The sequence below is a fragment of the Pseudomonas sp. PDNC002 genome, from assembly GCF_016919445.1.
GTDB lineage: Bacteria > Pseudomonadota > Gammaproteobacteria > Pseudomonadales > Pseudomonadaceae > Pseudomonas.
Genome location: NZ_CP070356.1, coordinates 3,071,312 through 3,094,424, shown reverse-complemented (window position 1 = coordinate 3,094,424; position 23,113 = coordinate 3,071,312). Strand labels below are relative to the sequence as shown.

At 65.7% G+C, this 23,113-nt stretch carries 24 protein-coding genes; 2 read left to right on the top strand and 22 right to left on the bottom strand.

Annotated features, from left to right (window positions below; translation table 11 throughout):
* Positions 1–2: 2 nt before the first annotated feature.
* The 7 genes from JVX91_RS14270 to JVX91_RS14240 all read right to left on the bottom strand — a co-directional run bounded on the left by JVX91_RS14270 (position 3) and on the right by JVX91_RS14240 (position 5,546).
* Positions 3–1,976, bottom strand: coding sequence for a heme lyase CcmF/NrfE family subunit (locus tag JVX91_RS14270; RefSeq protein ID WP_205339809.1), 1,974 nt, complete (start codon positions 1,974–1,976; stop codon positions 3–5).
* A gap of 1 nt (position 1,977) precedes the next feature.
* Positions 1,978–2,463 (bottom strand): cytochrome c maturation protein CcmE, encoded by a 486-nt coding sequence (gene ccmE, locus JVX91_RS14265; protein WP_205339808.1) that lies wholly within the window; start codon positions 2,461–2,463, stop codon positions 1,978–1,980.
* The gene (ccmD, locus tag JVX91_RS14260) at positions 2,460–2,636 is read right to left on the bottom strand and encodes a heme exporter protein CcmD (protein ID WP_205339807.1); all 177 of its coding nucleotides are present in this window, start codon (positions 2,634–2,636) and stop codon (positions 2,460–2,462) included. Before ccmD ends, ccmE begins: the two co-directional genes overlap by 4 nt.
* Positions 2,633–3,379: a heme ABC transporter permease gene (locus JVX91_RS14255; RefSeq protein ID WP_205339806.1), complete on the bottom strand. Its 747-nt coding sequence runs from the start codon at positions 3,377–3,379 to the stop codon at positions 2,633–2,635. Before JVX91_RS14255 ends, ccmD begins: the two co-directional genes overlap by 4 nt.
* 65 nt (positions 3,380–3,444) lie before the next feature.
* Positions 3,445–4,116, bottom strand: a complete 672-nt coding sequence (ccmB, locus tag JVX91_RS14250; protein ID WP_017520311.1) for a heme exporter protein CcmB — start codon at positions 4,114–4,116, stop codon at positions 3,445–3,447.
* Positions 4,113–4,766, bottom strand: a complete 654-nt coding sequence (gene ccmA / locus JVX91_RS14245) for a cytochrome c biogenesis heme-transporting ATPase CcmA (protein ID WP_205339805.1) — start codon at positions 4,764–4,766, stop codon at positions 4,113–4,115. Before ccmA ends, ccmB begins: the two co-directional genes overlap by 4 nt.
* Before the next feature lie 141 nt (positions 4,767–4,907).
* The gene (locus tag JVX91_RS14240; protein ID WP_205339804.1) at positions 4,908–5,546 is read right to left on the bottom strand and encodes a serine acetyltransferase; all 639 of its coding nucleotides are present in this window, start codon (positions 5,544–5,546) and stop codon (positions 4,908–4,910) included.
* 345 nt (positions 5,547–5,891) lie between these two features.
* Between JVX91_RS14240 and JVX91_RS14235 the strand changes: the two genes are divergently transcribed.
* Together JVX91_RS14235 and JVX91_RS14230 are read left to right on the top strand one after the other, a co-directional pair.
* The gene (locus JVX91_RS14235; protein ID WP_205339803.1) at positions 5,892–7,493 is read left to right on the top strand and encodes a flagellar hook-length control protein FliK; all 1,602 of its coding nucleotides are present in this window, start codon (positions 5,892–5,894) and stop codon (positions 7,491–7,493) included.
* Positions 7,490–7,831: an EscU/YscU/HrcU family type III secretion system export apparatus switch protein gene (locus tag JVX91_RS14230; protein ID WP_205339802.1), complete on the top strand. Its 342-nt coding sequence runs from the start codon at positions 7,490–7,492 to the stop codon at positions 7,829–7,831. Before JVX91_RS14235 ends, JVX91_RS14230 begins: the two co-directional genes overlap by 4 nt.
* Before the next feature lie 6 nt (positions 7,832–7,837).
* On the opposite strand, the gene JVX91_RS14225 is transcribed toward JVX91_RS14230, so the two are convergent.
* From JVX91_RS14225 to flhA, 15 genes are all read right to left on the bottom strand, one after another.
* Complete coding sequence (locus tag JVX91_RS14225) at positions 7,838–8,335, bottom strand: hypothetical protein (protein WP_240201742.1); 498 nt, start codon at positions 8,333–8,335, stop codon at positions 7,838–7,840.
* A 188-nt stretch (positions 8,336–8,523) separates the two neighbouring features.
* On the bottom strand, positions 8,524–8,883 hold the full coding sequence (locus tag JVX91_RS14220) for a DUF2802 domain-containing protein (protein WP_205340013.1): 360 nt from the start codon (positions 8,881–8,883) through the stop codon (positions 8,524–8,526).
* A 49-nt stretch (positions 8,884–8,932) separates the two neighbouring features.
* Positions 8,933–9,412, bottom strand: a complete 480-nt coding sequence (locus JVX91_RS14215; RefSeq protein ID WP_015476565.1) for a chemotaxis protein CheW — start codon at positions 9,410–9,412, stop codon at positions 8,933–8,935.
* 72 nt (positions 9,413–9,484) lie between these two features.
* Positions 9,485–10,399, bottom strand: coding sequence for a CheW domain-containing protein (locus JVX91_RS14210; RefSeq protein WP_205339801.1), 915 nt, complete (start codon positions 10,397–10,399; stop codon positions 9,485–9,487).
* 112 nt (positions 10,400–10,511) lie between these two features.
* The gene (locus JVX91_RS14205) at positions 10,512–11,300 is read right to left on the bottom strand and encodes a ParA family protein (protein ID WP_205339800.1); all 789 of its coding nucleotides are present in this window, start codon (positions 11,298–11,300) and stop codon (positions 10,512–10,514) included.
* A gap of 52 nt (positions 11,301–11,352) precedes the next feature.
* Positions 11,353–12,237, bottom strand: a complete 885-nt coding sequence (gene motD, locus JVX91_RS14200; RefSeq protein WP_205339799.1) for a flagellar motor protein MotD — start codon at positions 12,235–12,237, stop codon at positions 11,353–11,355.
* 14 nt (positions 12,238–12,251) lie between these two features.
* Complete coding sequence (locus JVX91_RS14195) at positions 12,252–12,992, bottom strand: flagellar motor protein (RefSeq protein ID WP_205339798.1); 741 nt, start codon at positions 12,990–12,992, stop codon at positions 12,252–12,254.
* Entirely contained in the window at positions 12,992–14,104 is a 1,113-nt protein-coding gene (locus tag JVX91_RS14190; RefSeq protein ID WP_205339797.1) for a chemotaxis response regulator protein-glutamate methylesterase, read from the bottom strand. Before JVX91_RS14190 ends, JVX91_RS14195 begins: the two co-directional genes overlap by 1 nt.
* A gap of 62 nt (positions 14,105–14,166) precedes the next feature.
* The gene (locus JVX91_RS14185) at positions 14,167–16,392 is read right to left on the bottom strand and encodes a chemotaxis protein CheA (RefSeq protein ID WP_205339796.1); all 2,226 of its coding nucleotides are present in this window, start codon (positions 16,390–16,392) and stop codon (positions 14,167–14,169) included.
* Between the two features lie 32 nt (positions 16,393–16,424).
* Positions 16,425–17,207: a protein phosphatase CheZ gene (locus tag JVX91_RS14180; protein ID WP_205339795.1), complete on the bottom strand. Its 783-nt coding sequence runs from the start codon at positions 17,205–17,207 to the stop codon at positions 16,425–16,427.
* Positions 17,208–17,226: 19 nt separating this feature from the next.
* Positions 17,227–17,601: a chemotaxis response regulator CheY gene (locus JVX91_RS14175; protein ID WP_085988857.1), complete on the bottom strand. Its 375-nt coding sequence runs from the start codon at positions 17,599–17,601 to the stop codon at positions 17,227–17,229.
* 199 nt (positions 17,602–17,800) lie between these two features.
* Entirely contained in the window at positions 17,801–18,550 is a 750-nt protein-coding gene (fliA, locus tag JVX91_RS14170; protein ID WP_205339794.1) for an RNA polymerase sigma factor FliA, read from the bottom strand.
* Positions 18,547–19,374, bottom strand: coding sequence for a flagellar synthesis regulator FleN (gene fleN / locus JVX91_RS14165; RefSeq protein WP_017520297.1), 828 nt, complete (start codon positions 19,372–19,374; stop codon positions 18,547–18,549). Before fleN ends, fliA begins: the two co-directional genes overlap by 4 nt.
* A gap of 165 nt (positions 19,375–19,539) precedes the next feature.
* Positions 19,540–20,850, bottom strand: coding sequence for a flagellar biosynthesis protein FlhF (gene flhF, locus JVX91_RS14160; RefSeq protein ID WP_205339793.1), 1,311 nt, complete (start codon positions 20,848–20,850; stop codon positions 19,540–19,542).
* 15 nt (positions 20,851–20,865) lie between these two features.
* Positions 20,866–22,986 carry a flagellar biosynthesis protein FlhA gene (flhA, locus tag JVX91_RS14155; protein ID WP_205339792.1) on the bottom strand — a complete coding sequence of 707 codons (2,121 nt, stop codon included), beginning with the start codon at positions 22,984–22,986 and terminating at the stop codon, positions 20,866–20,868.
* Positions 22,987–23,113: the final 127 nt, after the last annotated feature.

Here is a 23,113-nt window from a genome sequence, read left to right as displayed (position 1 = left end):
ACTCAGGCTCCCTGTCCGGCGAAGCCCAGGGCTTCGCGTACACGCGTTTTCACTTTCAGGCGGTAGCGGCGGTCGAGCGCCGCCAGCACGCCACCCAGGGCCATCATCAGGCCGCCAAGCCAGATGAAGCGCACGAACGGCTTGATGTGCACGCGCACGGCCCAGGCGCCGTTGTCCAGCGGCTCGCCCAGGGCGACGTAGAGATCGCGGGTCAGGCTGCCGTGGATGCCGGCCTCGGTCATCATCGAGTTCTGCACGCTGTACAGGCGCTTCTCTGGGTGCAGGGTCGCGACTTCAGAACCGTTGCGGGTCACACGGACGGTGCCCTTGTCGGAAGTGAAGTTCGGGCCTTCGAAGTGATGGGTGCCCTCGAAGCGGAACTGGTAGCCGGCCAGCTCGACCGATTCACCCGGCGCCATGCGCAGGTCGCGCTGGGCGCTGAACTGGCTGGTCAGCACCACGCCGATGGCGCAGATGGCGATACCGAAGTGCGCCAGCTGCATGCCCCAGTAGCTGCGGTTCAGGCCGGCGGCGCCGGCGATCACGCCCTTGTGGCGGACCTTGTCGAAGAAGTCACGCACGCCGGCCAGCACCACCCAGGCGGCCAGCATGAACACGCTGAGCACTTCCCAGTGCAACTCGCCATACAGGAAGCTGCCCAGGCCGCCCAGCACCACGGTGCCGATCAGCACGGGGGTGAGCATGTTGCGCAGCCAGCGGGTCGGGGTGTCCTTCCAGCGCACCAGCACGCCGACCGCCAGGGCCAGCATGAGGATGGCCATGAGCGGCACGAACAGCGCGTTGAAGTACGGCGGGCCGACCGACAGCTTGGCGCCGCTGATGGCGTCGAGCACCAGCGGATAGAGGGTGCCCAGCAGGATCATCGAGGCGGTCACCACCAGCACCAGGTTATTGCCCAGCAGCAGGGTCTCGCGGGACCACAGGGCGAAGCCGACCTGGCTCTTGACCACCGGCGCGCGCAGGGCGAACAGCGTCAGCGAGCCTCCGACCACCAGCAGCAGGAAGGCCAGGATGAACACGCCGCGCTCGGGGTCCGAGGCGAAGGCGTGCACCGAGGTCAGTACGCCGGAGCGCACCAGGAAGGTGCCCAGCAGGCTCAGCGAGAAGGCCGCGATGGCCAGCAGCACGGTCCAGCTCTTGAACACCCCGCGCTTCTCGGTCACCGCCAGCGAGTGGATCAGCGCGGTGCCCACCAGCCAGGGCATGAAGGAGGCGTTTTCCACCGGGTCCCAGAACCACCAGCCGCCCCAGCCCAACTCGTAGTAGGCCCACCAGGAGCCGAGCACGATGCCGATGCCGAGGAAGGTCCAGGCCACCAGGGTCCACGGACGCGACCAGCGCGCCCAGGCGGCGTCGAGGCGACCGCCGAGCAGCGCGGCGATAGCGAAGGCGAACGCCACCGAGAAGCCCACGTAGCCCATGTAGAGCATCGGCGGGTGGAAGATCAGGCCCGGGTCCTGCAGCAGCGGGTTGAGGTCGTTGCCGTCGGCCGGCACCTGCGGCAGCAGGCGGCTGAAGGGGTTGGAGGTGATGATCAGGAACAGCAGGAAACCGGTGCTGATCATGCCCATCACGGCCAGCACGCGGGCCAGCATCACTTCGGGCAACTGACGGGAGAAAACCGACACGGCAAAGGTCCAGCCGCCCAGGATCAGCGCCCAGAGCAGCAGCGAGCCTTCGTGCGCGCCCCACACGGCGCTGAACTTGTAGAACCACGGCAGCGCGCTGTTGGAGTTGCTGGCGACGTAGGCCACCGAGAAATCATCGTGGAGGAAGGCCCAGGTCAGGCAGCCGAAAGAGAACAGCAGAAAGGCGAACTGCCCCCAGGCTGCCGGGCGCGCCAGGCTCATCCACTGGCGATCGCCGCGCCAGGCGCCGATCAGCGGGAAGAACGACATCACCAGCGCCATGCACAGCGCGAGGATCAGCGAGAGATGACCGAGTTCGGGAACCATGTCAGTTGCTCCCCTGCTGGGCTGCGGCGCCGCCGTTCTGGCTGGCCTCGTAGTGTTCCAGCTTGCCGCTGTCCTTGAGCGCCTTGGTGACTTCCGGCGGCATGTACTTCTCGTCGTGCTTGGCCAGGACTTCGTCGGCGGTCAGTACGCCGGCCTCGTTGATCTTGCCGAGGGCAACGATGCCCTGCCCTTCGCGGAACAGGTCCGGGAGGATGCCGCGGTATTTCACCGTGACTTCCTTGGCGAAGTCGGTGACCACGAACTCCACGTCCAGCGAATCCGCCGAACGCTTGAGCGAGCCTTTCTCCACCATGCCACCGGCGCGGATGCGCGTGTCATGCGGGGCTTCGCCGTTGGCGATCTGGGTCGGGGTATAGAACAGGTTGATGTTTTCCTGCAGGGCCGACAGCGCCAGGCTGACGGCGACGCCAACGCCAGCGACGATGGCGAGGACGATGTACAGACGCTTCTTGCGGACCGGATTCACTTGCTGGCCTCCCGGCGCAGACGACGCGCCTCTTCTTGCAGGTAACGCCGGCGCGCCACGATCGGCGAGACGACGTTGATCGCCAGGACCACCAGGCAGATGGCGTAGGCGGACCACACGTAGGGACCATGGTGACCCATGGCGAGGAAATCGGAGAAAGACTGGAAACTCATAGCGCGCGCTCCACCTCGGCCTTGACCCAGCTCGTGCGGGCTTCGCGCTTGAGCACTTCCAGGCGCATGCGCATCAGCAGCACCACGGTGAAGAAGCAGTAGAAGCCGGCGACCATCATCAGCAGCGGAATCCACATCTCCGGCGGCATTGGCGGCTTTTCGGTCAGGGTGAAGGTGGCCGGCTGGTGCAGGGTGTTCCACCAGTCCACCGAGTACTTGATGATCGGGATGTTCACCACGCCGACGATGGCCAGCACCGCGCAGGCCTTGGCGGCGCTGTCCCGATTAGTGATGGCCTGGCCCAGGGCAATGATGCCGAAATAGAGGAACAGCAGGATCAGCATCGAGGTCAGGCGCGCGTCCCAGACCCACCAGGCGCCCCAGGTCGGCTTGCCCCAGATGGCGCCGGTGACCAGCGCGACGAAGGTCATCCAGGCGCCGATGGGCGCGGCGCACTGCACGGCGACGTCGGCGATCTTCATCTTCCAGATCAGCCCGATGGCGCCCGCCACGGCGAGCATGACGTAGCAGGACTGGGCGAGGAACGCCGCGGGCACGTGGATATAGATGATCCGGAAGCTGTTGCCCTGCTGGTAGTCCGGCGGCGCGAAGGCCAGGCCCCAGACGGTGCCGGCGACCATCAGCACGATCGCGGCGACGGCGAACCATGGCAGCCAGCGTCCGCTGATCTCGTAGAACCACTTGGGCGAGCCAAGCTTGTGAAACCAAGTCCAGTTCATCATCAGGCTCTGTAATTCAAAGCTCTAGTCTGCCGCCGGTGCCGCTTCCCAGCCCGGCGATCGTTCGTTCACTCGCCGACGCTGATCTTCAGCCCGGCGGCGATGGCAAAGGGCGTCAGCGTCAATGCTAACGCCGTCAGGCTGGCCAGCCACAGCAGGTGCCCGGCGGTGGGCAGCCCTTGCAGCGACGCCTGCAGCGCTCCGCTGCCCAGGATCAGCACCGGAATGTAGAGCGGCAGGATCAGCAAGGCCAGCAGCAGGCCGCCTCGCTTGAGACCGACGGTGAGTGCGGCACCCACGGCGCCCAGCAGGCTCAGGATCGGCGTGCCCAGCAGCAGCGACAGCAGCAGGTCCGGCAGGCAGCGCGCCGGCAGGCCCAGCATCAGGGCGAACAACGGCGAGAGCAGCACCAGGGCGAGCCCTGAAACCAGCCAGTGTGCCAGCACTTTGGCCAGGACCAGTAGTGGCAGGGGGTGCGGCGAAAGGACCCACTGTTCCAGGGAGCCATCCTCGAAATCGCTGCGGAACAGGCCGTCCAGCGACAGCAGCACCGCCAGCAATGCCGCGACCCAGACCAGCCCCGGCGAGAGGTTCTTGAGCATTTCCGATTCGGGGCCGACCGCAAGCGGAAACAGCGCGATGACGATGGCGAAGAACACCAGCGGATTGGCCAGCTCCGCCGGACGGCGGAACAGCAGGCGCGCTTCGCGGGCGAGCAGCAGGGTGAAGACGTTGCTCATCGCGCCGCCTCCCGTGCGTGCTGGCCCAGGTCCAGGGCGCGGTAGCCAGCGGGCATGCGTTCCAGCGTGTGGTGGGTGGTCAGCACGACCAGACCGCCACGCTCGCAATGGCCAGCGAGATGTTCTTCGAGCTGCGCCACGCCCTGCTTGTCCAGGGCGGTGAAGGGTTCGTCAAGGATCCACAGCGGCGGCGCATCCAGGTACAGGCGCGCCAGGGCTACGCGACGCTGCTGGCCGGCGGACAGGGTGTGACAGGGAACGTCCTCGAAACCGCGCAGGCCGACGGCTTCCAGCGCTTGCCAGATGGCATCGCGGTTGGCCGGCTGGTGCAGGGCGCAGAGCCAGGCGAGGTTCTCCTCGGCGGTCAGCAGGCCCTTGATGCCGGCGGCGTGGCCGATCCACAGCAGCAGCCGCGCCAATTCGTGGCGCTGCTCGGTCAGCGGCTTGCCGTTGAGCAGCACTTCACCGGCGGTGGGCTGCATCAGCCCGCTGAGCAGACGCAACAGGCTGGTCTTGCCGCTGCCATTGGGACCGACGATCTGTAGCATCTCGCCAGCGCCCAGTCGCAAATCGAGACGCTCGAACAGCATGCGCCAATCCCGCTCGCAGGCGAGCGCCACGGATTCGAGGAGTGGATGGGTCAAGGGCATCGGCAACCGTCGGGCAGAAAACAGTCAGTGGTGCAAAAAAGCGGCCATACCGCCCGCACCGCCAAGGACGGCCACGGGCGGCGCATTATACACAGCCGTTCCTACGCTCGACGTCAGGTTTTTCGACAGGGTGTAACGCCCTCAGGCGCTGCAACGAGCTTCCACGGCGCTGCCGTCCTGCGGCTGCGCCTCTTCGTCGCGGGTATTGCGGGTGTGCATGGTGCTGATGGGCGATTGCCCGTGCCGCTGCTCGATCAGGCTATGGGTATGCCGCGAGATATAGGCGTGGTTGGCCGGGATGTCGCGATTGACGAACGCCGAGGCGCCGATCGTGACGTTGTCGCCGATCCGCAGGCCGTCGCCGATGATGCAGACATTGGCGCCGATGCTGACGTTATCGCCGATCACGATGGTGCGGCTGCGATCGGACTTCTGGCCGATGGTGGTGTTCTGGAAGATGCTGAAGTTCTTGCCGATCACCGCCTTGCGGGTGATCACGATGCCGACCAGGTGGGGAATATAGAGGCCCTCGCCGACCGGAATGGTCACCGGGATCTCGATGCCGAAGCGCTCGGCGAGGCGATCGCCCATGCGCTCGGCGCGCTTCTGCCAGAAGCGTCGCGGGCTCGAATGGAGGAACTGGGCAAGACGGAACCAGAACATGTAGCGGTAGCGAGCGCGCTGGCGATAGCGTCGGAACAGGCGTGTCCAGCTGAAATGGCGTTGCTCGCCCCCCAGCATCTCGATTCGCCACAAGCGCTTCAATTCCGAAAAGGTCATTACTGCATTCCACCTGGGTCGGCCAGCGCTCCATGCGGCAACGAAAACGCAATATTACTCTGCTAGGCAGGCACGGTTCAAAGCAAAGCAGCCTTCCCCAGCGGGTAACAATCCTTGAAAGCCCTGTCGCAGGGCCTTCCAGCCCTATCGACATCTTTCGAAAGAGTCTGCTCGGCCATGATTAAGCCAGCCTTAATGGTTTTGACGATCCGGGCACCACGCCTGTCCACTTATCCATGGCTGGGTATCGGCGCGACAGGCAAACAACGGACCGCCGGCCTAAAGTGCCGGTGTCCCCCGCCGATACACTGGGCGTAACCCCGTCCCTTCGCCTACAGGTACCCGATGCCGAGCGAAATTGGCGCCTCGCGCCCGCTACCGCCCACGCCGTCGCTGCGCAGCCCGCAGAACACGGCCGAGCTGACGCTCAAGCTTGCGCAGAGTCTGGGCGATCTGCTGCCGCCCGGCGAAAAGGCCAACGCCGAAGTGCTGGCGGTACGTGAAGGGCAAGTGAATTTCCAGCTGCTGCTACGCCTGACCATGGCCAGCGGACAGCAAGCGCTGGTCGTGGCGGAAAGCCCGCAGGCGCTGCCCAAGGGCAGCACCCTGCAACTCGCGACACTGACCCAGACCAACCTCGCCGCCACTCTGCTCAACCAGACGACGCCCAGCGCAGGCGGGATCAGCCAGGCGCCGCTGAGCAGCCTCGACCTCGACCTGCTGCCGGTCGGCACGCTGATCCAGGGCAAGGTGGACGCCAGCCAGCTGATTGCCCAGGGCAAGGCGGAACAGGCGGTCTATAAAGTGCTGGTGACCCTGTTCAACACACCCCTGGCTGGCCGCCAGCTGAGTATCGAATCGCCGAATCCGCTGCCCCTCAACAGCCTGCTCAGCGCCCGGGTGCAGGACCAGCAGGCGCTGCAGTTCCTGCCGCTGAACAGCCGCCTCGACCAGCTCGACCTCAGCCTGCAACTCAACGCCCAGCAGAGCCGCCAGGGTTCGCTGGACGGCCTGTTCAAGGCGCTGCGGGGCGTCGGCGACAGCCAGGACCTCTCGCCGGAGCTGCGCCAGACGGTGGACAAGCTGCTCGGCGCCCTCCCCGACGTGCGCCAGCTCAGCGATGCCAAAGGCGTGGCCCAGGCCATCCAGCACAGCGGCGCCTTCCTCGAAGCCCAGCTGCTGCGCGGCGCGGACAACCTGCCCCAGGACCTCAAGGCCAACCTGCTGCGCTTGATCGCCCAACTGATGCCAGCCGTGCAGGGAGGCACAGCCGCCGCGGTGCTGAGCAATCTGCCGGGCAACGCCCTGGCCGGAGCCAACAATCTGGCGCAGGCGCTGCCGGCCTTCGTGCGCAACGCCCTCGGCGTGATCGGCCAGGCCGGCGGACGCACGCCGCCCCCGGCCAGCTTCCCGCTGCCCACCCGGTTGAGCCAGGAACTGGAAGAGGAAGGCGACCTGGAAGCCCTGCTGAAACTGGCCGCCGCCGCGGTATCGCGGTTGCAGACTCACCAGCTCGGCAGCCTGGCGCAGAGCGACGTACTGCCCGACGGCACGGTGATCAATACCTGGCAGCTGGAAATCCCGATGCGCCAGCAGCACCAGATGGTGCCGATCCAGATACGCATTCAACAGGAAGAAAAGGACAGCCAGGGCAGCGACCGCGAGCAGCCGCCGAGGGACACGCTCTGGCGCGTCGACCTGGCCTTCGATCTCGAGCGCCTGGGCCCGCTGCAGGTACAGGCCACCCTCGCCCACGGCAGTATCGGCAGCCAGCTCTGGGCGGAACGCGCCGCCACCGCGAGCCTCATCGACCGCGAACTGAACACCCTGCGCCAGCGCCTGAACGACGCCGGCCTCACCGTCGGCGAGCTGAGCTGCCGCCAGGGCAAGCCGCCGCAGGGCGCACGCACGGCCGTGGAACAACGCTGGGTGGACGAGAAGGCATGAAGAAAGTCAGGAAACCGCCACGCCAGGTCATCGCGCTCAACTACGACGGTCAGAGTGCGCCGACCCTCACCGCCAAGGGCGACGACGAACTGGCGGAAACCATTCTCGCCATCGCCCGGCACCACGAAGTACCGATCTACGAGAATGGCGAGCTGGTGCGCCTGCTGGCACGACTGGAACTGGGCGACGCGATACCCGAGGCGCTCTACCGCACCATCGCCGAGATCATCGCCTTCGCCTGGTACCTCAAGGGCAAGAGCCCCCTGAACGAAGCGCCGGGAGCTGCGCCGGATGCGATGCCCCTGTTGCTGGAAGGACCGGGCTCGCGGCGCGACTGAGGCGTCTCAGCGGCGGCACTCGCCTCCCGCCTGGAGCGGCGGATGGTCTGTACCCGGGGCGTAATCGCGGATCTCGCGCACCGCCGAACGGATCGGGCGCTCGTCCTCGCTGTGGTAAAGCACCATGCTGCTGGTCACTTCGCGCAGCTGCGCCAGCGAGATCGGCTTGTCCAGCACATCCAGCAGCGGCACGCGATTGGCCCATGCCCACTGGAACAGGCCGCGTTTCTCCTCGGCACTGTAGTTCCCCACCAGCAGGAACTGGCGGAACGCATTGCTCTGGCTCAGCGACTTCAGGCTCAGCAGTTCGCTCGGCCCCGGGACGAAATCGTCATGGATGAACAGGCTGTAGCGCTGCCGGCTGGAAAGCGCCTTGCGCACTTCGTCCAGATTCAGGCAGAGGCTCAGGTGGTAGAACTCCAGGCGATTGAGCAACACGCTGTAGTTCAGCAGTCGGCCCGGATGCGAGCACAACACCATGGCCCGACGCGAAATGGTCGCCATGTCAGGGACCCTCACGAAAGTTTCGATGGGGCCAATTTAGCGACGATTTGCCACTTTTCTTATCAGACAAGTCCTAAACACATGTAGTGCACATCCTACAAATTAGGATTCCCGATAAGCGGCTACGCGGCGTCGCGCCTCGCTCGGGCCAGGCAATACACGGGGAAGGAGCGTTGGACCGGCGGACGTCAGTCGCGCGGCTTGCCCTGGTGCAAGCGGGCGACCAGCTCGGCCTCGGCCTGGGACAGGCCGCAGCTCTGGGTCAGGTCCTCGGGGCTGGCGCCCATGCCGACCAGGCGCGCGGCCTGGCTGAACGAGAGGCTGGTGGGGTCGCGCTGCTCGATGCGTACCAGCCGCTCGGGCAACGGCGCGACCTGCTTGCTCAGCTCGCGCAGCTCCTCGCCCATGCGGATATTGATCTGCTGGTAGGACTCCATGCGCTTGCCCTGTTCCTTCAGGCGCTGTTCGAACACGGCCAGTTGCTTGGCCAGCTCCGCCGCCTGCGCCTCCTGGGCGCGCTGACGACCGGACAGCCAGACGCAGGCCATCGCCAGGCCCGCGCAGGCGATTCCGAGGACGACCAGGGCGATCAGCACCTCAGATGCTCTCCAGCTCCGACCACTCTTCCTCAGTCATCATCTTGTCCAGCTCGACCAGGATCAGCAGCTCGCCGTTCTTGTTGCAGACGCCCTGGATGAACTTGGCCGATTCCTCGTTACCGACGTTCGGCGCGGTCTCGATCTCGGACTGGCGCAGGTAGACGACCTCGGCGACGCTGTCGACCAGGATGCCCACGACCTGCTTGTCGGCTTCGATGATGACGATGCGGGTATTGTCCGAGACCGGCGCCGGGTCCAGGCCGAAGCGCTGGCGGGTGTCGATCACGGTGACCACGTTGCCGCGCAGGTTGATGATGCCCAGCACATAGCTCGGGGCACCCGGGACCGGCGCGATCTCGGTGTAGCGCAGCACTTCCTGGACCTGCATCACGTTGATGCCGTAGGTCTCGTTGTCCAGGCGGAAGGTGACCCACTGCAGAATCGGATCTTCGGCACCTTGCGCTGACGTTTTCTTCATATCCCCTCGCCTCTTCTGGTACCGCGCCGCCTAGGGCGCGGTGGCTTTCGTTGAATGGATGGGCGCCAGGCCTCAGGGCTTCAGGCGCTTCGCCGCGCCGCTGGCGATCAGCTCGGCCAGGGCCGAGACGTCCAGCAGCGCACACATCTGGTCGATCACCGTGCCGGCCAGCCACGGGCGTTGCTGGCGCTGGCTGCGCCACTTCACCTCGGACGGGTCCAGGCGCACCGAGCGGCTGACCTGGTGCACGGCCAGCCCCCACTCGTAGCCCTGCACGGAAATCACGTATTGCAGCCCTTCGCGGTAGTCGTCGCGGTAGCGCTCGGGCATCACCCAGCGCGCGGTGTCGAGCACCTTCAGGTTGCCGTTCTGGCCCGGCAGTATGCCGAGGAACCAGTCGGGCTGGCCGAACAGCGGGGTGAGCTCGTGACCCGCCAGCGGGTAGATCGAGCCCAGGCACACCAGCGGCACGGCCAGGGTCAGGCCGGCAACGTCGAACAACAGGCACTCGAAGGGTTCGGCGGCCCATACCGGGCGGCCATCGTCCAGCAGCGCCAGGGGCGCGGCCGGCAGTTCGGCGCTGCCCGGCTGGTGCAGTTCGATGACCTGCCCCATCTGTGCGGGTGGCTCGGCGGCGAGCGGCGCGTCGAACAGCGCCACGGGCTCCGTCTCGGCAACCGGCGCGCGGGGGGCAACCTGCAGGCGAGCATCGCGCACCTGCTCCTCCAGAACGGCTGCCTCGAACTCGTCGAGGCTGACGCTGGCTTCCGGCGCCTCCGCCAGCAGGGCCTGCGGCTCGATGGTTTGCGTGGCAAGCACTGGCGCCGGTTCGGCGACGGTGCTGACGACCAGCACGACAGGCGCCGGCGCAAGGGCCTGCACCTCCGGTTCCGGCGCGAGGTCTTCGAACGTGGCCTCCTGCAGCAGCGAGTCCAGGTAGGACTGCAGCGCAAGCTGGGGGCGCGTGGCAGTAGCGGAACGACTCATGATTGTTGACCGCGCAAGGTGACTGTCCAACCTATCGGCAGCTGGACCCTGGGACTTGAACCTGTCCGTCGGATTCTTTTGTTCGGACCCACCGCCCTCGACGACATCATGCTCAGGCTACCTGGCTCGCCGGCACATGGGCCAGCAGATGCTTGAGCAGCGCACGGTAGGCGATCACGCCGCGGCTGTTGCCGTCGTTGCGCGACGGCACCATGCCCAGTCGGCTGGCGTCGCGCAGCTTGGTATCCACGGGTATGAAGGCTTGCCAGAGGGTGTCCGGGTAGGTGTCGCGCAGTACCCGCAGAGTCCCCAGGGATGCCTGGGTACGGCGATCGAACAGGGTCGGCACGATGGTGAACGGCAGCGCCTGCTTGCGCGAGCGGTTGACCATTTTCAGCGTGTTGACCATGCGCTCCAGCCCCTTGAGGGCGAGGAACTCGGTCTGCACCGGGATCACCAGGTGCTGGCTGGCCGCCATGGCGTTGACCATCAGCACGCCCAGCAGCGGCGGGCTGTCGATGATCGCGTGATCGAACTCGTTCCACAGCTGCGCCAGGCTCTTGGCGATCACCAGGCCCAGGCCGTTCTGCCCGGGCGACTGGCGCTCCAGAGTGGCCAGCGCGGTGCTCGACGGCAGCAGGCGGATGTTCTCGTGGCTGGTGGGCAGCAGCAGCGAGGCCGGCAGTCCTTCCGGCACGTTGCCCTGGTGCAGGAACAGGTCGAAGACGCTGTGTTCCAGGCTGTCGGGGTCGTGGCCGAAATAGCTGGTCATCGAGCCATGGGGATCGAGATCGACGATCAGCACGCGCTTGCCGGCGTCGGCCAGCAGGCCCGCCAGTGCAATGGAGGAAGTGGTCTTGCCGACGCCACCTTTCTGGTTGGCTACCGCCCAGACTTTCATAGTGCGCGCTCCCCGGTGGCACAGCATCGGCTCAGGATCGTAGTCATGGTTCTCATTGCCCTGTGGCCGATGACGAAGAATTGACGGCGCCACTGGCGGGCGCCTCGCTGGCAACCACTGGTGCAGATTGCGTGCCAGCATGTCGCAAGGCCGGATCGGGCTGCGCCTTGCCGCTGCCGACACCGCTGATGCTGCGGCGCACCTCCAGGTTGCGGGAAATCACCAGCACCACCCGGCGGTTGCGTGCGCGGCCATCCGCCGTGGCATTGTCCGCCACCGGCTGGAATTCGCCATAGCCCACCGCCGCCAGCCGACCGGCGTCGAGTCCGTCCTGGGCGAGCATGCGCACGATGCTGGCCGCGCGCGCCGCCGACAGTTCCCAGTTGGTCGGGTACTGCGAATTATGGATTGGCACGTTGTCGGTGAAGCCTTCGACGTGCACCGGGTTGCGGTAAGGCGCCAGAATCCTGGCGACCTTCTCGATGATTTCGAAGGCGGCGTCGTTGGGGATCGCGTCGCCGCTGGGGAACAGCAGGCTGGAATTGAGGGTGATCTCGATCCAGAACTCGTTGCCGCGCACAGACAGCTGATCGGTGGAGATCAGGTCGCCGAACGCCTGGCGCACGCTGTCGGTGATCTGCTGCAGGGAATCCGGATTGCCCTGGGCCTGGCCGTCGTCCTGCGGTTCGGTCAGCGACTGGTCCGGCTGCTGGGTGCGCGGGCGCTCCTCGCCGACGGGAATCGGGCGGATCGAGCGGTCCGGCTGGTTGAACACGCCGGTCAGGGTTTCCGAGAGGATCTTGTACTTGCCCTCGTTGATCGAGGAGATCGAGTACATCACCACGAAGAAGGCGAACAGCAGGGTGATGAAGTCCGCGTAGGACACCAGCCAGCGTTCGTGATTCTCGTGTTCCTCATGGCGTCTGCGGCGAGGCATCTTCGCTCTCCCCTTCAGCCGACGAAGCCTTGCAGCTTCAGCTCGATGGAGCGCGGGTTCTCACCCTCGGCGATGGACAGCAGGCCTTCCATCAGCATTTCCCGGTAGCAGGACTGGCGCAGCACGATGCTCTTGAGCTTGTTGCCGACCGGCAGCAACAGCAGGTTGGCCAGGCCGACGCCGTAGATGGTGGCGACGAAGGCGACGGCGATGCCGTTGCCCAACTGGCTGGGATCGGCAAGGTTGCCCATGACGTGGATCAGGCCCATCACCGCGCCGATGATGCCGATGGTCGGCGAGTAGCCGCCCATGCTTTCAAAGACCTTGGCCGCCGCGAGGTCGCGGCTTTCCTGGTTGAACAGGTCGACTTCGAGGATGCTGCGGATAGCTTCTGGCTCAGTGCCGTCGACCAGTAGTTGCAGGCCCTTGCGCGCATAGGGATCGCGCTCGGCATCGGCGACGGTCTCAAGGCCCAGCAGGCCTTCCTTGCGCGCGGTCATGCTCCAGCCGACCACACGGGTGATGCCGCCGACCAGGTCGACCTTCGGTGGCAGGACCACCCAGCGCAGCATGGTCACCGCCCGCTTGAGCACGGAAACCGGCGTCTGCAGCAGCGCGGTGGCCAGCGTGCCGCCGACCACGATGAGCGCCGCCGGACCGTTGGCCAGCGCGCCGATGTGCCCGCCCTCGAGGAAGTTGCCACCGATGATGGCAACCAGCGCGAGGATCAGGCCGACCAGGCTGAGGACATCCATCAGCCGCAGGCCTCGGTCAGGTGCCGGCCGATGTCATCCAGGCTGTACACCGCATCGGCCAGGCCGGCCTTGGCAATGGCCATGGGCATGCCGTAGATGACGCAGCTGGCTTCGTCCTGGGCCCACACCTGGGCGCCGCCCTGCTTGAGCATGCGCGCGCCTTCGCGGCCGTCGGCGCCCATGCCGGTGAGGACCACCGCCAGCACCTTGTCGCCATAGGCCTTGGAGGCGGAGCCAAAGGTCACGTCGACGCAGGGCTTGTAGTTCAGGCGCTCGTCGCCGGGCAGGATGCGGATGGCACCGCGCGCGTCGACCATCATCTGCTTGCCGCCGGGGGCCAGCAGGGCCACGCCGGGGCGCAGCAGGTCGCCATCCTCGGCTTCCTTGACGGTGATCTTGCAGAGCTTGTCCAGGCGCTCGGCGAAGGCCTTGGTGAAGGCCGCCGGCATGTGCTGGATCAGCACCAGCGGCGCGGGGAAGTTGGCAGGCAGCTGGGTCAGGACCCGCTGCAGCGCCACCGGCCCACCGGTCGAAGTGCCGATGGCCACCAGCCGGTAGGGCTTACGCTTTGGGGCGGCGGAAGGCGCCGGAGCCGCCGGCGCATGGCTGGCGCCCGACGAAGCGGGTGCAGCCTGGCGCGCGGTGCTGGCGGCGGGAGTCGAAGCCGGTGCCGACGGGCTCGCGGAATACGAAGAGTAGGCAGCGAAGCGGCGATTGCTCTTGGCGATGGTGTGGACCTTCTCGCACAGCAACTGGCGGACCTTGTCCGGGTTGCGCGAGATGTCCTCGAAATTCTTCGGCAGATAATCGACCGCGCCGGCATCCAGCGCGTCCAGGGTCACCCGCGCGCCCTCGTGGGTCAGCGAGGAGAACATCAGGACCGGCGTCGGGCAACGCTGCATGATGGTCCGCACGGCGGTAATGCCGTCCATCAGCGGCATCTCGTAGTCCATGGTGATCACGTCGGGCTTGAGCGCCAGCGCCTGATCGATCGCCTCGCGGCCATTGGTGGCCGTGCCGACCACCTGGATCTGCGGATCAGCCGAAAGAATCTCCGAGACGCGGCGGCGGAAGAACCCCGAATCGTCCACCACCAGGACTTTGACAGCCATAGACACTCCTGAAAAAAACTTCTTCCATCACGGGCGCGGGCCTCGCGGCTCGCGCACGGCGGTCAGATACGACGGGCGTAGCGCTTGAGCATGCTCGGCACGTCGAGGATCAGCGCGATGCGCCCGTCCCCGGTGATGGTCGCTCCGGCCATGCCCGGCGTGCCTTGCAGCATCTTGCCCAGCGGCTTGATCACCACCTCTTCCTGGCCCACCAGTTGGTCGACCACGAAGCCGATGCGCTGGGTGCCCACGGAGAGGATCACCACGTGGCCCTCGCCCGGCTCGTCATGCTGCGCGCCCGGCACCAGCCAGCGCTTGAGGTAGAACAACGGCAGGGCCTTGTCGCGAACGATCACCACTTCCTGGCCATCGACCACGTTGGTGTTCGACAGGTCGAGGTGGAAGATCTCGTTGACGTTGACCAGCGGGAAGGCGAAGGCCTGGTTGCCCAGCATCACCATCAGGGTCGGCATGATCGCCAGGGTCAGCGGGACCTTGATGACGATCTTCGAGCCCTGGCCCTTGGTCGAGTAGATGTTGATGATGCCGTTGAGCTGGGAAATCTTGGTCTTCACCACGTCCATGCCGACACCGCGGCCGGAGACGTCGGAAATCTCGGTCTTGGTCGAGAAGCCCGGCGCGAAGATCAGGTTGTAGCAGTCGGACTCGGACAGGCGATCGGCCGCGTCCTTGTCCAGCAGGCCCTTCTCCACGGCCTTGGCGCGCAGCACATCCGGGTCCATGCCTTTGCCGTCGTCGGAGATCGACAGCAGGATGTGGTCGCCTTCCTGCTCGGCGGACAGCACCACCTTGCCCGAGCGGGACTTGCCGGCGGCTTCGCGCTCGTCGGGGCCTTCGATGCCGTGGTCGACCGCGTTGCGCACCAGGTGCACCAGCGGGTCAGCCAGGGCTTCGACCAGGTTCTTGTCCAGGTCGGTTTCTTCGCCGATCAGCTCGAGGTTGATCTCTTTCTTCAGGTTGCGCGCCAGGTCGCGGACCTGCCGCGGGAAACGGCCGAAGACTTTCTTGATCGGCTGCATGCGGGTCTTCATGACCGACGACTGCAGGTCGGCGGTGACCACGTCGAGGTTGGAAACGGCCTTGGCCATCGCCTCGTCGCCGCTGTTCAGGCCCAGGCGCACCAGGCGGTTACGCACCAGCACCAGTTCGCCGACCATGTTCATGATCTCGTCCAGGCGGGCGGTGTCCACGCGCACGGTGGTTTCCGCTTCGTTGGAAGGCTTCTCCGCGGCGGCAGCGGCAGGCTTGGCCGGAGCAGGTTTGGCGGCAGCGGCCGGCGCCGGAGCGGCGGCAGGCTTGGGCGCAGGCGCTGCGGCGGCGGGCTTGGCAGCCACGACCGGCTCTTCCTTCGCGCCGGTGAACTGGCCCTTGCCATGCAGCTCGTCGAGCAGCTTCTCGAATTCGTCGTCGGTGATGTTGTCGTCACCGCCGGCAGCCGGAGCTTCCTCGGCTTTCTTCTCGGCAGCAGCCTCAACGGGAGCGGCGGGCGTCTCTTCCTTCGCGCCAGTGAACTGGCCTTTGCCATGCAACTGGTCGAGCAGCGCTTCGAACTCGTCGTCGCTGATCTCGTCGCCACCACTGGCGGCCGGGGTTTCGGCCACCGGCGCCGGAGCCGCCTGAGCGGGTTCCTTGGCGGCAGCGCTGAACTGGCCCTTGCCGTGCAATTGATCGAGCAGTGCTTCGAATTCGTCGTCGGTGATGTCGTCACCACCCGCACCGACCGGCGCGGCAGGCGCATCAGCGGTGGGCTCGAGAGCATCCATCAGTTGCTCGAACTCGGCGTCGGTGATGTCGCCGTAGGCTGCCGGGGCAGCCGCCTGCACAGGCTCGGGCTCGGCCACTACCGGTGCCGGAGCGGGAGCTTCGGCCGGGGCGGCGTTCGGATCGGCCAGGCGCGACAGGGCGGCGAGCAGCTCGGGCGTGGCGGGAGTCGGCTCTTCCGCGTCACGCACCTGCTGGAACATGACGTTGACGGTATCCAGCGCCTGCAGCATCACGTCCATCAGCTCGGCATCCACGCGGCGTTCGCCCTTGCGCAGCATGTCGAACACGTTCTCGGCGATGTGGCAGCACTCGACCAGCGCGTTCAGCTGGAGGAAGCCCGCCCCACCCTTGACGGTGTGGAACCCACGGAAGATGGCATTGAGCAGGTCCATGTCTTCCGGGCGGCTTTCCAGCTCGACCAGTTGCTCGGACAGTAGCTCGAGAATCTCGCCGGCCTCCACCAGGAAGTCCTGGAGGATTTCGTCATCGGCGTCGAAGCTCATTCGGGTGCTCCCTCTACAGCGTCAGCGGACGCTTAAAAACCAAGGCTGGACAACAGATCGTCGACATCGTCCTGACCGGACACGACGTCCTTTCTTGTATCGGCAGCAATCTGCGGACCTTCACCCTTGGACGATCTTTCTTTTTCCACCGCGTCGCGCATGCCGTCGTGGTCATGCTCGATGCCGGCGTAACGATCGACCTGCCCCGCCATCCAGACCAGCTTGACCAGATTCGACTCGACCTCGGTCACCAGCTTGGTGACGCGTTTGATCACCTGCCCGGTGAGGTCCTGGAAGTCCTGCGCCAGCAGGATGTCGTTCAGGTGGGCGGAGAGCTTGCGGCTGTCCTGGGCGCTGATATAGAGGAACTGCTCGACGCGCTTGGCCAGGTCGCGGAAGGCCTCGGGGCCCAGCTCGCGGCGCATGAAGCGCGACCAGTCTTCCTGCAGCTCCTTGGCCTGGGTCTCGATGTGCATGACCACCGGGGTGCACTCTTCCACCAGGTCCATGGTGCGATTGGCCGCTTTCTCGGTCATCGTCACCACGTAGGACAGGCGGTCGGTGGCATCGGCGATCTGCGACATCTCCTCGGCGTGCCGGGAGTTGGGATCGATCTGGAAGTTGACGATGGCGTTGTGCAGCTCGCGGGTGAGCTTGCCCACCTCTTGGTAGAGCCCGCGATCACGCGCCTGGTTGAGCTCGGAGATCAGCTGCACGGCAGTCTGAACGTCGCCGCGTTCGAGGCAGTCGACCAATTCGCGCGCGTGTTTTTTCAGGGTCGACTCGAAGTCACCCGCGGATTCGTTGAAATCCATGACGCCCTCTTGGTCAGCCTCAGCTGCCGACCCGCTCGAAAATCTTCTCGATCTTTTCTTTCAACACCTGAGCGGTGAAAGGCTTGACCACATAGCCGTTGACCCCGGCCTGGGCCGCTTCGATGATCTGGTCGCGCTTGGCTTCGGCGGTCACCATCAGCACCGGCAGGTGCTTGAGGCGCTCGTCGGCACGGACCGCACGAAGCAGGTCGATGCCGGTCATGCCGGGCATGTTCCAGTCGGTAACGAGGAAGTCGAAGTTGCCGCTATGCAGCATCGGCAGCGCAGTGGTGCCGTCGTCGGCCTCTGCGGTGTTGGTGAACCCCAGGTCCCGCAGGAGGTTCTTGATGATGCGCCTCATCGTGGAAAAGTCGTCCACGATGAGAATTTTCATGTTCTTGTCCAAGCCTGCCTCCATCGATACCAAACGCGCCCTGCCGGGCGTGCCGTCAATTCATTGAGCGTCGTGCGCTCACTGTTGCGGGGGACGTCAAGGAAACGTCACCCTGAAAATTCCTAACCTGCGGTTTTTCCCAAGGAAATTCCCTTCAGCCTCTTCACTCGGATGAAGCTGCCGCGAAACTACCCGATGCTCAGCGAGCGCGCCACTCCGCCAGACGCGAGCGCAGGCGCGCGGCGCACTGGCTGTGCAACTGGCTGACGCGGGATTCGCTGACGCCCAGCACTTCGCCGATCTCCTTGAGGTTGAGTTCCTCGTCGTAGTACAGCGCCAGCACCAGGCGCTCGCGCTCGGGCAGCTTGGAGATGGCGTCGGCCAGCGCGCTCTGGAAGCGTTCGTCTTCCAGACCGTGGGAAGGCTCGTTCTCGTGGTGCGAAGCGTCTTCGGCAAGGCCGCCACCCTGTTCGCCGTCCTGCAGCATGTCGTCGAAGCTGTACAACCGGCTGCCCTGGGTGTCGCTGAGGATGCCGTAATACTCTTCGAGGCTCATATTGAGTTCGGCAGCAACTTCCTGATCTTTAGCGTCACGTCCGGTTCGCGCCTCGACGGCACGGATGGCGTCGCTGACCATGCGGGTGTTGCGGTGCACCGAACGCGGGGCCCAGTCGCCCTTGCGCACCTCGTCGAGCATGGCGCCGCGGATGCGGATGCCGGCGTAGGTCTCGAAGCTGGCGCCCTTGCCCGCGTCGTACTTCTTCGCCGCCTCCAGCAGGCCGATCATGCCGGCCTGCATCAGGTCCTCCACCTGCACGCTGGCCGGCAGGCGGCCCAGCAGGTGGTAGGCGATGCGCTTGACCAGCGGTGCGTGCTTCTGGATCAGCAGTTCCTGGGCGTTGTGCGCCTGCGCCTTGCTGTACATACGCGCTCCGGAGGCCGCGGTCATACGGCCGAACCCGTGGGATGTTGCACCAGGCGCTCGACGAAGAACTCCAGGTGCCCTCGTGGGTTGGCCGGCAGCGGCCAGCTGTCGACCTTCTGCGCCACCGCACGGAAGGCCAGGGAAGCCTTGCTGCGCGGGAACGCCTCGTACACCGAACGCTGCTTCTGCACCGCCTTGCGCACCGATTCGTCGTAGGGAATGGCGCCGACATACTGCAGCGCCACATCGAGGAATCGGTCGGTGACCTTGGTCAGCTTGGCGAACAGGTTACGGCCCTCCTGGGGGCTGTGGGCCATGTTCGCCAGCACGCGGAAGCGGGTCATGCCGTAGTCACGGTTGAGCAGCTTGATCAAAGCATAGGCATCGGTGATGGAGGTGGGTTCATCGCAGACGACCAGCAGCACTTCCTGGGCCGCGCGGACGAAGCTCACCACCGAGTCGCCGATGCCGGCGGCGGTGTCCACCACCAGCACGTCGATGTTGTCGCTGATGTCGCTGAAGGCCTGGATCAGGCCGGCATGCTGCATCGGCGTGAGGTGCACCATGCTCTGGGTGCCCGAGGCCGCCGGGACGATGCGGATGCCGCCGGGACCCTGGAGGATCACGTCGCGCAGATCGCATTCGCCTTCGATCACATCGGCCAGCGTGCGCTTGGGCGACAGGCCCAGCAGCACGTCGACGTTGGCCAGGCCCAGGTCGGCATCCAGCAGCATGACGCGACGGCCCAGATCGGCCAGCGCCAGCGACAGATTCACCGACACGTTGGTCTTGCCGACGCCACCCTTGCCACCGGTGACTGCGATTACCTGAACGGGATGCATGCCCATATCAATACCTTGTCTCGTCGTTCGACCGTCGCGCATCAGACGCTTCGGCTAATCCGGTTGCGGTGCTCCCCGCCGCCGGCGCTCGCGGATCATCTTGCAGAGCATCCGCATCGCTTGGGCAACCCAGTCGGCCGCCCCACTACCCCACCTGGGGCTTCACAATTCTCAGCTGGCGCGACGCACCGGCTGCTGGTAAAGGCCGGCGAACATGTCGGCCATGGCGTCCTCGCTCGGTTCGTCCGGCGCTTGCAGGCTCACCGCGCGGCTGACCAACTGGTGCGCACGCGCCACATGCAGGTCATCCGGAATCTTCGGCCCGTCGGCCAGATAGGCTACCGGGAGATGCTGGCTTATAGCCAGAGCCAGAGCTTCGCCGAGGCTTCCCGCTTCGTCCAGCTTGGTCAGGATGCACCCGGCCAGGCCACAGGACCGATAGTTCTGCCAGGCGGACTTGAGCACCTGGCTCTGGCTGGTCGCGGCCAGCACCAGATAGTTCTTCACGTTCAGGCTCTGCGCCGACAGCGCTTCGAGCTGCATGCGCAGCGCCGGATCGTTGACGGGCAGGCCGGCGGTATCGATCAGCACCAGGCGCTTGCGCGCCAGCGGCCCCATGGCCTGGATCAGCGACTGGCCCGGATCGACCAGGGTCACCGGCACATTGAGGATGCGACCCAGGGTCTTGATCTGCTCCTGCGCGCCGATGCGGAAGCTGTCCATCGACACCAGGGCGATGCTCTGTGCGCCGTACTTCAGCACATAGCGGGCAGCCAGCTTGGCCAGGGTGGTGGTCTTGCCCATGCCGGCCGGGCCGACCAGGGCGATCACGCCGCCCTGCTCCAGCAGATCGGTTTCCGGGGTGTTGATCGAGCGTGCCAGGTGCGCCAGCAGCATGCGCCAGGCCTGCTTCGGATCGGCGATGGAGGCCACGCGCTCCAGCAGGTTGCGCGACAGGTCGGCCGGCAGGCCCATGCGCTGCAGGCGACGCCACAGGTTGGCCTGTTTCGGACGCTGGTTCTGCAGCTGGTTCCAAGCAATAGAGCCAAGCTGCACTTCGATCAGTTCACGCAGGCCGTTGAGCTCGAAGCGCATGGCTTCCAGCGCCTGCTGGCCGACGGAGGCGGCAGACGGAGCGGTCGGGGCAGCCATGGCTTCGGCCAGGGTCTCGGCGGCGCTGCGGCGCGGCGCTTCGTTGCCGTACATTTGACGGTCCTTGCGCACGCCTTCGGCCATACGGGTCGGAGCGGACAAGTCAGCCTTGGCCTGGGCGATCTTCGCCTGGGTCTTGCGCAGCTCGGCCTCCAGCGCCGGGTTCGGCTTGCTCGCCGCCACCGGTGCCTGGTAGTCCAGCGCCGCGGTCAGCTCCACGCCGCCAGCGACACGGCGGCTGCCGATGATCGAGGCATCCGGGCCCAGCTCGTCACGGACCAGTTTCATGGCCTGACGCATATCAGCGGCGAAGAAGCGTTTTACCTGCATGGCCTTGGACCTCAATCAGTTCTGCCCAACAGTGGCGACAATCGTGACTTGTTTGTTATCCGGGATTTCCTGGTAAGCCAGCACATGCATGGTGGGAACCGCCATCCGGGCGAATCGCGACATCATCGCGCGGATGGGACCTGCCACCAGCAGGATCGCCGGCTTGCCGAGCATCTCCTGACGCTGCGCCGCATCGACCATCGAGCGTTGCAGCTTCTCTGCCATTCCGGGCTCCAGCAACATGCCGTCTTCGGAGCCTTGTCCGGCCTTCTGAAGACTATTGAGCAATATCTGTTCCAACCTGGGTTCCAGCGTGATGACAGGCAGCTCCGGCTCTAGTCCCACAATGGTTTGCACGATTGCGCGGGCCAGCGAGACACGAACCGCCGCCACCATCGCGGCGGGATCTTGACTCTTCACCGCCACGTTGGCGATGGCTTCGGCGATGGTGCGGATATCGCGTACCGGCACCTGCTCCTGCAGCAGCGCCTGCAGCACCTTGAGCAGGGTCGACAGGGAAATCAGCCCCGGCACCAGCTCTTCGGCGAGCTTGGGCGAGGTCTTGGCCAGCAGCTGCATCAGTTGCTGGACTTCCTCGTGACCGAGCAGCTCGTGGGCATGCTTGTGCAGCACCTGGTTCAGGTGGGTGGCGACCACGGTGCTGGCATCGACCACGGTGTAGCCCAGCGACTGCGCCTGGTCGCGCTGCGAGGCTTCGATCCAGACGGCTTCCAGGCCGAATGCCGGGTCCTTGCCGGGAATGCCGTTGAGCGTGCCGAACACCTGGCCGGGGTTGATCGCCAGGTCGCGGTCCGGGTAGATCTCCGCCTCGGCGACGCTGACGCCCATGAGCGTCAAGCGATAGGCGTTGGGCAGCAAATCGAGGTTGTCGCGAATGTGCACCGACGGCATCAGGAAACCCAGGTCCTGGGACAGCTTCTTGCGCACGCCCTTGATCCGCGCCAGCAGTTGGCCGCCCTGGTTGCGGTCCACCAGCGGAATCAGCCGGTAGCCCACTTCCAGGCCAACCATGTCCACCGGGGTCACGTCGTCCCAGCCCAGCTCTTTGGACTGCTCGGGGCGCTCGGCCGGCAGCAGTTCCTGTTGCTGGGTCTGTTGCTCGGCCTGCTGGGTGGCCTTGCGCTGACGGTTCCAGATCATCCAGGCGCCGCCGGCGGCCAGGGCGCCGAGACCGACGAAGGACACGTGCGGCATGCCGGGCACCAGACCCATGGCGATCAGGATGGCGGCGGAGATCGCCAGCGCCTTGGGCGAGGCGAACATCTGGCGGTTGACCTGGGCGCCCATGTCCTCGGAGCTGGATACGCGGGTCACCATGATCGCGGCGGCGGTGGACAGCAGCAGCGACGGCAATTGCGCCACCAGGCCGTCACCGATGGTCAGCAGGGCGTAGACCTTGCCGGCATCGCCGAAGCTCATCGAGTGCTGGATCACGCCGATGGCCACGCCACCGATGAGGTTGATGAAGAGGATCAGCAGGCCGGCGACGGCGTCACCGCGGACGAATTTGCTGGCACCGTCCATGGAGCCGTAGAAGTCGGCCTCCTGGGCCACTTCGGAACGGCGCTTCTTGGCTTCCGCCTGCTCGATCAGGCCGGCGTTGAGGTCGGCGTCGATGGCCATCTGCTTGCCGGGCATGGCGTCAAGGGTGAAACGCGCGCTCACCTCGGAGATACGCCCGGCACCCTTGGTGACCACCACGAAGTTGATGATCATGAGGATCGCGAAGACCACGATACCGACGACGTAGTTACCGCCGATCACCACCTCGCCGAAGGCCTGGATCACCTTGCCCGCGGCGGCGTGGCCATCGTGGCCGTGGAGCAGCACGACGCGGGTGGAGGCGACGTTCAGCGCCAGGCGCAGCAAGGTGGCGACCAGCAGGATGGTCGGGAACACGGCGAAGTCCAGCGGGCGCAGGGCGTACACGCTGACCAGCAGGACGACGATGGACAGGGCGATGTTGAAGGTGAACAGCACATCCAGCAGGAACGGCGGAATGGGCAGGGTCATCATCGCCAGCATGGCGAGCAACAGCAGCGGCACGCCGAGGTTGCCCCGGCTGAGCCCTACCAGATTGCTGCGAACAGTGCCGATCAGTTGCGTACGATCCACCCGATATCCCCTGCGCGTAGGTGGCCGAACCGGCCACCAGAACAAACTTTTGACGCCGAGAGTGGCGTCCGCACAAGGTTTTGCAGGAAGCGTTCCAACTTTCTCGAAAGAGCGCAAATGCCTGAGG